Raw genomic sequence first — 11,781 nt, forward strand, 5'->3', positions numbered from 1 at the left:
ATGAGCTTATTATCAGAAAATGTGATCCCCGGGAATTATGGTAAAATCTTTAGCACAGATGCGAAGACTACCTCTGATTTGTTGAAAATTCAAAAAATTATTCTTCAAATTGAGGGCATAAAGGATGTCATTTTAGATGAAACCGTTTTTCCAAGAGAATTTACAGTTCATACATCAAAATTAGTCTCTGTGGAAAGCATCGAAAAAAAGGTGAAAATTCTTGGTTTTCATGCCATTCCAAAGGCGCTTTTAGACTTAAATGCGAAAAAAAGAGACGATTAAATTAAAAGATGCTGTTGCCATTGGTATCGGTGGTATGGTTGGTGGCGGTATTTTTGCCGTTCTTGGGTTAGCCGTATCACTGGCTAAAGGAGGTACCCCTATCGCCTTTCTTTTTGCAGGTATTATTGCCCTTTTTACGTGTTACTCCTACTCCAAACTTTCTCTTATTTATCCGGACCGCGGTGGAACTGTAAAATTTATTAATCAAGGTTTTGGACAAACTATTTTCAGCGGTGGTATAAACAACCTGCTTTGGGTAAGTTACATCATCATGTTATCACTCTATGCCAGTGCGTTTGGTTCTTATGCTACCAATTTTTTTCACATAACAGGAAGTCAAACCGCTGATTTTCACATTTTTGTAACTGCAGTAGTTTTGTTGGCAACCATCATAAATTATTATAGTTTAAAGGTGGTTGGTAACATTGAAAGTCTGGCCGTTTTTGTGAAATTATTTATACTCTTAGCCTTTGTTGGACTAGGAATTTATGGTCTCTTCGGAAATGCAAATTTACATCAGTTATCTCCTGAAAATTGGGTGGCTCCTGTTAAACTGATCACAGGCGGTATGGTCATTTTTGTGGCTTATGAAGGTTTTGAACTTATCGCAAATGCAGTACCAGACATTATCAAACCTAAAGTGAATGTTCCACGAGCTTATTTTATTTCCGTGGGATTTGTAGTATTGTTATATGTTACCATTGCAATAATAACCGTTGGTTCACTAAATTTTGATGTGATCAGCAAAGCTAAGGATTATGTTTTGGCGCAGGCCTCTAAACCTTTAATCGGACAGGTTGGTTTTACGATCATGACCATCGCAGCCCTTATTTCAACGTTCTCGGCCATCAATGCCACACTTTATGGCGGTAGCCGCGTAAGTTATGAACTAGCAGAGGATGATGAGTTACCGCATGCCTTCACATATCAATGGTGGAATAAACCAGTTGGCCTCGTTATTACCGTTGTACTGACTTTATTTACAGCCAATTTTTTAAACCTTGAAAGTATTTCCACTTCCGGGAGTGCCGGGTTCCTGCTCATTTTTGCAACGGTAAACTATGTGGCTTACAAAGAATCCGATAAAATTAAATCAAAAAAATACATAACCCTTATTGCAGCTATTTTGTGTTTGATCGCGTTTCTGGTATTATTGATCCAGCAATTTCAAACGGAAAAAATTGGTGTGTTGATTTCCCTGAGCATTATTTTGTTTTGCTTCATTGTGGAATGGATTTACAAAAGGTACAAACACCATGGTTCAGACTAATTATCTGGCTAATTTTTCTTTGATCTCAGGCATATAATGGATAATAGATTCATAACCTATTTGGAATAATTCATCAGATTTTTTAACATCGAACAAGCCATATTTAAAAGATTTTTTTATTTCGATGGCAACATCACAGGAACTGAAACGATGTTGTACAGTTCCCCAAATAGCTAGCTGTAAACAACGTTCTACAAGGCCTCTTACGCCTTTGATTTCATCTTTGCCTTCATGGGGACATAAACTAATGCCTATAATTTTATCGCAATGTTCCACAAGGGGCTCAACCGGAAGGTTATTTAGCAAACCACCATCCACATAGGTATTGCCCTTAATTTTAACCGATTTGAACAACAAGGGCAAAGCACAGGAAGCTTCAATAGCTTCAAATAAATAATCCCCTTCGGAGATAATTTCAAACCGACCACTGTTCAAATTAGTAGCACAAACGTGCAAGGGTAATTTTAAATTTTCAAATTTATTTTTCTTAAGAAATGTTTCAAAAAAAGTGGTTAAGGCGGAAGGCTCAGTTAGACCTGTTTTAATAAAATTGACCCGAAATGCCCTTAAAAATATTTTTTGATGTACGATATCCAAAATTTCTTTTGGGGTGTAACCTGCACAATATAAAGCTCCTATAACGCTTCCTGCACTGGTTCCGGAAACTCTCTCGGGGAAAATACCATGATCATTCAAAGCTTGTAATACGCCAATATGTGCGGCACCTCTGGCACCTCCTCCGGAGAGGACAATTCCTAAATTTTCCATAATTTTAAGCCTTTATGAGTTTTAAAATTGTTGGTAAAACTACAAGTAATAACGGTAAAGCAAAAATTAAACCGCCAATCACCGCAATAGCCAGGGGTTGGTGTAACTGGGCTCCTGTACCAATACCCAAAGCTAAAGGTGTTAATGCCATGATTGCAGCAAGCGCCGTCATGAGTTTTGGACGAAGTCTAAGAGCGATGGCATATTCGATTTTTTCAAGGTGGGATTTGTCTTCATCCATTTCCTGATACTGCCGATATGTAAAAATTGAATTCTCACCTATAATTCCCACGATCATTATAATCCCTGTGTAACTACCCACGTTAAGTGGGGTTCCGGTAATATACAAACTCGCCAAACAACCTGCCACGCCTAGAATGGCAATAACAATTATAGCCAAGGCAACCTTGACTTTTCTAAATAGAAATAAAATAACAACAAACACCAATAAAACGGCCGAAATCAGGATATACATCAATTCTTTAAATGCTTGTTGCTGCTGTTTATACGCACCTCCGTATTCCATGCTGTAACCCTGGGGTAATGATATGTTATCGCTAAGCCGTTTTTTAATATCTTTTAAAGTTGAACCCAAATCACGCTGATTTAATCGCGCTGTAACGACACCCATAGATTTTTGATTTTCACGATTGATCTCGGCCACACCTTTCCCCATTTTAATAGTGGCTACGCGACTTATAGGAACACTGGAGCCATCAGGAAGCATAATATCGGTGTTTTTTATATCATGAATTGTTGTTTGATAAGCATGAGGATAAATCAATCGAATATTGATCATTTGCTGTTTATCTAGCACATAACTCACCACGGTACCTTCAATCTGCGTTTGTAATTGTAGTTGAAAATCGGACACCGTTAACCCTAATTGCGCCAGCACCGGAACATTAGGTTGGATCGATATCTTTGGTCCGGCAACAATAATACCATCATTAACGTCTGCCGTACCTTTAACTTTATCAATTTCTGAACCGATTTCCTGAGATAAATTTTGAAGTTTATTCACGTCATCACCAAATACCTTTACCTGAATGGGTTGCACAGAACTCATTAGGTCGCCGAGCATATCACTGATTACCTGACCAAAATCTACGGTTAATTGAGGAATCTGTGCTTCTACCTGTTGGCGGATTTCATCTGCGACCTGCGTAGTCGTCTTGTTTCTATTCTTTTTTAGCTTTATCAAATAGTCACCTCTGTTGGGTTCCGTAATAAAAAATCCCATCTGGGTTCCTAAACGTGCCGAATAAGCCTCCACTTCCGGTTGATTTTTCAGGATAAGATCTACAACCTGAAGCATGCGATCGGTTTCTTTTAAGGTGGTTCCGGGCGGACTGTAATAATCCATCACAATACTTCCCTCATCCATTTGAGGTAAAAATCCTGAAGGTAATTTAGAAGGAATTTCGATCATGATGGCAACACACAATAAAAGAAAAGCCAAACCGATCCATGGTCGCTTCAAAATAACATCGATCCAACCGGTTTTTGGTTTATAGGTTTTTTTAGTTTTGGTTTTTCTTGAAAACAAGATAGCGAGCACCGGAACAAGTAGCCAGGTTACCAGGAACGAAGCAGTTAAGGCAATGATCATGGTGAAGGCCATAACCTTGAAATAAGCGCCCGCAACACCCGTCATCAATACAAATGGAATAAAGATTACAATCGTACTTAAAGAGGATCCAACCATGGCGGGAAACAAGTGAGAAATGGATTCATGTGCCACCCAATGCATGTTCTGTTCAGGATGGTCCTCTCGTATCTTATGAACTTGCTCAATAATGATAACGACATCATCTATCATCAAACCAATTGCCGCTGCAACAGCGCCTAAGGTCATGATATTGAATGTATACCCAATACTATCGAGGATTATTAGCGTAAGTGATAGCGATACCGGAATAGTAAATAATACGACCATACTCGCCGAGAAAGACCTTAAAAACAAAATCACCACAACTAAAGCCAAAACCAGCCCGATCCAGAGCACATCGCGAATACTTGAAATGGTAGTATTCACAAAATTGGCCTGCTTATAGTATGGTTTAAGTACCATACCTTTTGGTAATTTATTGGCCAATTCCTTTACTTTTTTCTCGATATTAGTATTGATGTCAATGAGGTTCGCATTAGGCTGTTTTACCACTGCGATAATGGGAACATTTTTACCATTTGCTAGGATCTTGACATATTCTTTAACTTCTGAAATTTCAATATCAGCAACATCCTTTAGCCTAATTAAGTGCGTTGGACTATTGATGATCACCAGATTTTCAAGGTCATCAATACTATCTACGGCGTTATCCGTAAGGGTGAGATACATGCGATCATAATCTGTTAAAAAGCCGTTTGACACTAGTAAATTTGAATTCACAACAGCTTTTTGAATAGCGTCAATGGAAATACCCAAAGATTTGATGACCTCGGGTTTCAGAACCACCCGAAACTCCTTGTCTTTTCCACCCTGAACCACGATATCAGAGACACCTTGAGTGGCTGCTAAATAGGGTTTCACCTGAAATCGGGCTACTTTTTTAAGATCAACCTGGGAATACCCATCACCTTCCAAAGAATACCCCATGACTGGCAGAATGGACGGATTCATTTTTTCTACCGAAAATTTTGTGCCGGGAAGAATGTCTCCTCGAGATTGATTGATAAAAGATTCGATCTGTTGTTTTGCCGTGTAGATATCCGTATTCCAATCCAAGAACACAGAGATCTCACAACTTCCCCTAGAGGTTGTACTTCGGATGGTTTGTAAGCCTTCGGTACGTCTGATAATATTTTCCAAAGGAATAGTTACAGTCGTTATCATTTTATCTACCGGTTGTTGACCGGCATCTGCGATGACCTTGATCTTTGGAAAAGTAATATTGGGGAATAATCCCGTTTTTAGATTTTTGTAGCTGAAAATACCACCAAGAAGTAATAGTATCCCAATAACGAGAAGCGGAAATTTATAATTAGAATGAATTTTCTTCATGATTAATGAATGCTAACTAAAGTTGAATCCTGCATTTGATATGCTCCTTTTGCGATAATTACGTCTCCCGGTTTTAGTTCTTCAGGTTTTACCTGAACCAAAGAGTCACTTTGCAGCATAGGCGTTACCGTTTGTTTTACTGCCAAACTATCGTGAAGCACTTTCATAACCCAAAAATCAGTAATTAATTCGTTGGTTTGTAGCGCACTTTTCGGAATACATACTGCTTGTTTCGCTTCTTTAAAAACGGTTTTGACCTGAACATTTAAATTTTCCGGGAGGTCGCCGTTTGGCAAGGCAATTAAATACACCTGTGATTGTGCCATAGGATTTATGGTAGGTAAAACACCCGTAATTTTCGAATGAATCGATTCACCATTTTGAAGCAAGATCTCACAGGGTGTACCCATCGTGATATAATCCTCATATTCATAAGGCACATTCACTTCAACAACCAGAGATTTGGGTTGTACCACCGCAGCTAAAACATCGCCTTCAGCAACATAATCATTGGTAGTTATATTTAATTGAGTAATGACTCCCGTGGCATTACTTGGAATCCGGATGGGATCTAAGTATTTTCCTAAACTACTATCAATGGCCACGGCTTCCTGTAAGGCATTTTGCTCCTTAGTACGCACAGAAGAAAAAGTTTGTCCTTGTTTTATAGGATCCCCTATCTTAAAAGGCATCCAAGAAATATATCCCGTTACATGAGCTCTTATATTTTCCTTTTTTTGATAGCGCGTAACGCCGTTGAACTCCAAATATTCTTTAATATCTAATGGTTTTACCTGCACACCGGAAACGTTCATAGGAACCTTTTTCTTCGGCGTAGTATTTTCAGTATTCTTACATGCCACAAAGGCACTAAAAAACAGGGTTATAAAGAGGTATTTCATGTGTTTTTTCATTACCAGTTGATGTCGTTATATTGGTTTATTAACAGCCAATAATTGGTTTGCATTTGTAATTTGGTATATGTCTTAAGTTTGTAGCTCTCCACAACTTTTAAGTAATCTACAATGGATACCTGGCCAAGCATGAGCTTTCCTTTGTATATATCCAGAACCTTGGCTTGTTTTTGTATTTGAACTTCCAAATTAATCATATTATTATTTAATGTATTAATTTGATTTTCAATACTTTGAAATTTATTATTTAAAGTGTTTTTTAAATTTTGTTTGTAGTATTCCAGAGTCTCTGTTTTTAATTGGGTTTGCGCTTCTTTAATTTTTTGTTGATGTCCATCATAAATTGGAATAGTTAATTTTATACCGGCACTCGCGCCGAATTTGTGATCGATATTTGGGATTTCTACAGCATTCAAACCCGTATTGGCATAAGCACTTAATTGCGGTTTGTATTGATTATCGAACACCCTTTGATCTGCCACCAACTGCAGACTGTCATTTTCATACTTTTTCTGATAGAAATATTGCTTTGGCTGTGAAGTAAATTCTAAATTTGGCTTAACCAAAGAGTCAAGTTGTTCAACAGGAATACCACTCATACTATACAACTGATTTATAGACGCTTTTGAATTACTCTCAATTTGTTGACGTTCCAGACGTTTATTTTCTACCTCTAATTCCAGTAACATGTAATCACTATGAGCTAAAACGCCTTTTTTAACTAATAAAGACACTACCTGAAGCCGATTTTCAAGATCTTCAATAACCTGCTCTACAAATTTTTTTTGAAGTTGAAATTGATAAGCCATCACGTAAGCATCCTTGATATTCTTCTTTAAATTATGAACTATTTTATCAGAAGATAGTGCTATACTTCTATTTTGAATTTTATTTTGAAAAAGTAAATTATCCGTCTGTGCCTGGTTAAATAGATTTTTAGTGATATTGATTTGAGCAGCATACAGTCCACCATTCGTGATACCCACATCATAACCGAAGGCATTTGGCGACGGATTTGTGGTAATATCAATAACTTTACCTTGATTATTAAAATAAGGTGACACCATGACCTCTGATGTGGCATCAATTTTAAATCCTTGATTTTGGGCCTTGATCATATCATTTTGAAGGGCTCCAACCTTCAGTAAATTGGCATTTTCTTGTAATTGCGGTACATGGGTTTTAGCAGCTTCTACAAAATAATCCAGGGTTCCTGTTTTTTTTTGAGACCAGCAGTAAAAACTTAAGAAACAGGAAAAAAAAAGTAAAAGTATGCGGTTCACGGCGTTACATCTTAATTAGTTACGGGGTAAAAATAACGACGAATTCTTAAGATGTTCTAAAGTGTAAAATCTCCGGAGTTTATAGTATTAACAGAATGCCTTGAAATAGAAAAGCATCCCGAAGGATGCTTTTTTTTAATTTACTTGGATAAGCTCATCTTCATCTCATGATCATATTGGCAACACATCGGTAAATCCTTATAAGCAGCATCATCTGCCATCATTTTATCGGTATCATAACCGACACCGGCGATCGCCTTATGAATGGCCATATCATTGGTTTTTGATGCGTTAAAAGAAACTTCAATTTCTTTGTTGTCCACATTCCAATCGGCTTTTTCTACGCCATCTACACCGTTAACCGCTTTTTCAATGGTGGCTTTACACATGGTGCAATTACCACGTACACCGAAGTGAATGGTTTCAACATCATTTGATGCCATTTCTGTACCGGGTTTGTCATTGTTTTCTTTTGTTGCGTTCTTGCATGAGGTCAGCATGGCCGACACTAAAAATACACTTAAAAAAATCTGTTTCATTGTTTATTATATTTAGGGTTATTGTATTATTTGTTTTACTTCGCCACAAGTTAACATGGCTTTTCCAAAATAGGGATTTCGAATGGCCGCTTCTTTACTCAACCAATAGGCTCCATGATTATTATCGGCCATCGGGCAAAATATGTTATATACTTTTTCATTTACTCCAAAGCTTTCCACAGCCTGCAATAGATCATTGGATAGACGTTTGAAATAGCTTCGCTGTGATTCAATATCTGAACTTTTAGTTAAGCGCTCACTAGTAGCTGTCATTGTCTTCTTTAATGGCATCCAAACTTCGTGAGCTTCCGGTTTTTTCAAAAGCTTCATATCTACCTTGTTCAAAGCGTTTAAAACGTCTTTTGATCTATTATTAACCTTCAAAGCATCACCGGCAACCATTGCATCTTTCAACCTGATATAGGCTTCAAAAACAGATTCCAGTTGATTCTTGAAATCCATAGACACTGCTATTCTTTTTCCTTTCATATTACTTGTAGAATCCATCTCCTTGGAATTCTCAGATTCCTGATTCATCATCGATTTTTTACCTTGTAACTGCGCTGCAGCATCAACTGTAAAGGCGCCTTGGGTAACAATATGCTCTCCTGCATTCAAACCATTTAACACCTCGTAAGTTTCTCCAATTCGATTTCCAAGTTCTATCTCTCGCATTTCAAATACAGGTTCATTAGGATCTGTTTTTACGTAAACTACGGACCGTTCCCCTGTCCATAGCACTGCAGAAGAAGGAATAGTTAAAGCTGTTTGTCCTTTCACAGAAACATCATTTACCGTAGCAGTGACAAACATACCGGGCTTAAATCGATTCTCTGAATTGTTCAAAACCACACGCAGTGTTACGGTTCTTGTCTGGGCATCTAAAACCGGTGAAATAAAATCTACTTTTCCTTTGAATGATTTACCCGGATAAGCAGCCGTTGTTATCGTTACAGATTGTCCCTCATCAAACAAACCGATCTGATTCTCATAAACATCAAAATTGGCCCAAACTGAATTCAAATTCGCGATTTTAAGTAACGGCTGACCTTCTTTTATATAATCTCCTTCAGAAACTAATTTTTCGGTAACCGTACCGGAAACCGTGGCATAAACAGGCAGATTTTCCTTGATCTCACCGGTTTTCTCAATGGCATTGATCTGGGCGTCGGTAAGTTTCCATAACTTCAATTTGTTGCGCACGGCATGATACAACTCCGGTTGTGAAGCTTTCAAACGTTCGGCTGTTAACAATTCCTGTTGCGCTGCATACAATTGTGGCGAATATAAAATAGCCAGAAGCTGTCCACTTCGCACGGATTCACCTTTATAATTCACATAAAGTTTATCCAGTCGTCCTGAAAAATAACTCGCCTGAACCGTATTGGCTTCTTCATTTTCCACAATTTTTCCGGATAATTTTATTTGATTTTCGGCCAACATACCATTTCCAACCACTGTTGTTTGAATATCAGCTAAAGCCATAGCATTGGCTGAGAGTTCAAATGAATTAGGACCAATACCGCTTCCTTTGGAATCTGCCGGAATTAATTCCATACCGCAAATCGGGCAGTTTCCGGGTTCGGGCTGCATGATCTGTGGGTGCATGGAGCAAGTCCACATTTGAGTCTGCTCAGTTTCTGCATTGTGGTCATGGATTTCTTCGGAAGTATTGGAAGCAGACCTGCCAAATAACAACCAACCCAATAGCAGACCGGCTATTAAAACACCAATATAAATACCTATTTTTTTCATTTTAAAGCATATTAATTAGCATCAGGATCGCCATAACGATCATGATAAAGTTTTCTATAAATGTGGCCTCCGTCATGGGGAGTTTAAGTGCTGTACCTAAACAGGCACATTGAATCGCTTTTTTATCGAGCAAGGTTCTGGTAACGCCAATAGTCGTGATACCCAAAACAACTAGCGTTACAACTAAAGCGATGGTAATTTCAAAGCGCATTAAAAACATGAGTCCTAGAGCCGTTTCAATAAAAGGATATACTTTACCATAAGCCGAAATTCGCTTAGCTAAAGGGTCATACATACTAAAAGATTCCGGAAAACCTTTCAGATCAAGCATTTTAAAGAAGCTGAAAACAATATAGAACAAGCCCATAAAATCGAGCATAAAAGCAGACCAGCCCCAATTATTATAATGCAACAAAATACTGGCTGCACTGATATAAAAAATAATCAGTAACAAGGGTTTTAACTGTTTTAGTTTACTCTCTTCCGCAGGCATTCCCACTGTGTTTTCAGTATTAAAGACCTGTTTTTCATGGGCAGCCGAGATCGTGTATTTATCTGGTAAAGCCTTATTTAAAGTGGCTGTATCCACGTGAGAATCCATAGTGAGCTCAGCAGCACCTTTTTCCAGATCCACTTTAACTTCAGTGATATGATCCACCTTTTTCAGGTATTTTTCTACGGAAGCTTTACAGCCTTCACAAGTCATTCCAGTGATATTATATTTATGTGTCATATTTACAGTATTAAGAATTTTAAAATCCAACCAATTATTAGCCATGCATAACAGATCATCGCTAGTATTTTCAATATTTTTTCAAACAACTGGCTTTTAGGAGCCATGTGTCCCATACCTTGTTTTACATCTTTATGTTTAAAAAATCCAATGTAAACGAGATATCCGGTAACGATTAAAAAGCCAATATTCAAAAAGGTGGTATAATTCCATTGAAAATAGTCACTGCTCTCCATGCGTACTCGCGATGGATCGGGCATCAAATGGAACCACTCAAAAACATACTGCAGAATTAATGTTGCTCCTACCAAAGACAAGAACAATAAAAGCAACATGAACAATGACATTTTCCAACCGTAGTATTTCGCATTAATACGCAATACAGGAAACACTACCAAATCGCTAAAAATAAAGGCCATAACACCGGCAAAACTCACCCCTTTTCCAAATAAAAGTGCCGCAAGCGGAATATTTCCCATAGAACCAATAAAGGTCATAAAGGCAGCGACTGGACCTACAACTACATGTTCCAGGATTTCTAAAAAGGAATAATGTGTTACATCGGGACCACTGTTTATAAATAATGTTTGAAAGAAGGAATTCGGCACAAAAACGGCTATAATACCGGCCACAGTGAAACCCAGCGTGACATCTTTCCACACCATACCCCACTCCATCTTATATTTTTTAGCCACTTTGGCCCAGCTCGTTTCTTTAACGATCTCTTTTTTCCAGTCTTTGGAATCATCCATAGCCATATCATCATCTTCTTCCTGGCGCAACTTTTCACGCGCTTGTTTTACCAATTTCTTTGGTTTTATCAGTTTGATGAGTAACCAGCTAAATAATATCACAATAATGCCGCCAATGTATTCACCAACGAAAAATTGCCATCCCAGAAATATCGCAATGATAATTCCTAATTCGATCACCAAATTGGTTGAGGCGATCATGAATGCTACAGAAGACACAAAACTGGCGCCTTTTTTAAACAAAGATTTTGTAGACGCCAAAGCCGCAAAACTGCATGAGCTACTAATGAATCCGAAGAAAGTTCCCAAAAGAACACTCTTAGACTCGTTAACGCCCATCGTTTTTTGCATGCGTTTTTCGGTGACAAATACTTGAATCATACTACTTATGACATAACCCAGAATAAACGCCCAAAGCGCCATCCAGAAAAATCCAACAGAAGTGTAGGCCGCCTCGGCCCATTGTTTTAAAAAGGTCATA

10 protein-coding genes are annotated in these 11,781 nt (G+C 38.0%); 2 read left to right on the top strand and 8 right to left on the bottom strand.

All coding sequences use genetic code 11. The features are described 5' to 3' along the window. On the top strand, positions 1 to 282 hold the full coding sequence (locus ABD682_RS13510) for a protein kinase family protein (RefSeq protein ID WP_344742072.1): 282 nt from the start codon (positions 1 to 3) through the stop codon (positions 280 to 282). Continuing rightward, positions 260 to 1,552 (top strand): APC family permease, encoded by a 1,293-nt coding sequence (locus ABD682_RS13515; RefSeq protein WP_344742074.1) that lies wholly within the window; start codon positions 260 to 262, stop codon positions 1,550 to 1,552. Before ABD682_RS13510 ends, ABD682_RS13515 begins: the two co-directional genes overlap by 23 nt. On the opposite strand, the gene ABD682_RS13520 is transcribed toward ABD682_RS13515, so the two are convergent. The 8 genes from ABD682_RS13520 to ABD682_RS13555 form a co-directional block, all read right to left on the bottom strand. Then, positions 1,553 to 2,320 (bottom strand): patatin-like phospholipase family protein, encoded by a 768-nt coding sequence (locus ABD682_RS13520; RefSeq protein ID WP_344742077.1) that lies wholly within the window; start codon positions 2,318 to 2,320, stop codon positions 1,553 to 1,555. A 4-nt stretch (positions 2,321 to 2,324) separates the two neighbouring features. Continuing rightward, a complete protein-coding gene (locus ABD682_RS13525; protein ID WP_344742078.1) occupies positions 2,325 to 5,324 on the bottom strand; it encodes an efflux RND transporter permease subunit in 3,000 nt (999 codons plus the stop codon). Between the two features lie 2 nt (positions 5,325 to 5,326). Further along, a complete protein-coding gene (locus ABD682_RS13530; RefSeq protein ID WP_344742079.1) occupies positions 5,327 to 6,226 on the bottom strand; it encodes an efflux RND transporter periplasmic adaptor subunit in 900 nt (299 codons plus the stop codon). Positions 6,227 to 6,237: 11 nt separating this feature from the next. Further along, positions 6,238 to 7,521 (bottom strand): TolC family protein, encoded by a 1,284-nt coding sequence (locus tag ABD682_RS13535; protein ID WP_344742080.1) that lies wholly within the window; start codon positions 7,519 to 7,521, stop codon positions 6,238 to 6,240. 140 nt (positions 7,522 to 7,661) lie between these two features. Next, a complete protein-coding gene (locus ABD682_RS13540; RefSeq protein ID WP_344742082.1) occupies positions 7,662 to 8,060 on the bottom strand; it encodes a heavy-metal-associated domain-containing protein in 399 nt (132 codons plus the stop codon). A gap of 18 nt (positions 8,061 to 8,078) precedes the next feature. Then, a complete protein-coding gene (locus ABD682_RS13545; RefSeq protein WP_344742083.1) occupies positions 8,079 to 9,815 on the bottom strand; it encodes an efflux RND transporter periplasmic adaptor subunit in 1,737 nt (578 codons plus the stop codon). A 1-nt stretch (position 9,816) separates the two neighbouring features. Beyond that, positions 9,817 to 10,548, bottom strand: coding sequence for a heavy-metal-associated domain-containing protein (locus tag ABD682_RS13550; protein WP_344742084.1), 732 nt, complete (start codon positions 10,546 to 10,548; stop codon positions 9,817 to 9,819). 2 nt (positions 10,549 to 10,550) lie between these two features. Continuing rightward, positions 10,551 to 11,780, bottom strand: a complete 1,230-nt coding sequence (locus tag ABD682_RS13555) for a permease (RefSeq protein WP_344742086.1) — start codon at positions 11,778 to 11,780, stop codon at positions 10,551 to 10,553. Position 11,781 lies beyond the last annotated feature (1 nt).

Source organism: Gaetbulibacter aestuarii, from assembly GCF_039537665.1.
Classification (GTDB): Bacteria; Bacteroidota; Bacteroidia; order Flavobacteriales; family Flavobacteriaceae; genus Gaetbulibacter_A; species Gaetbulibacter_A aestuarii.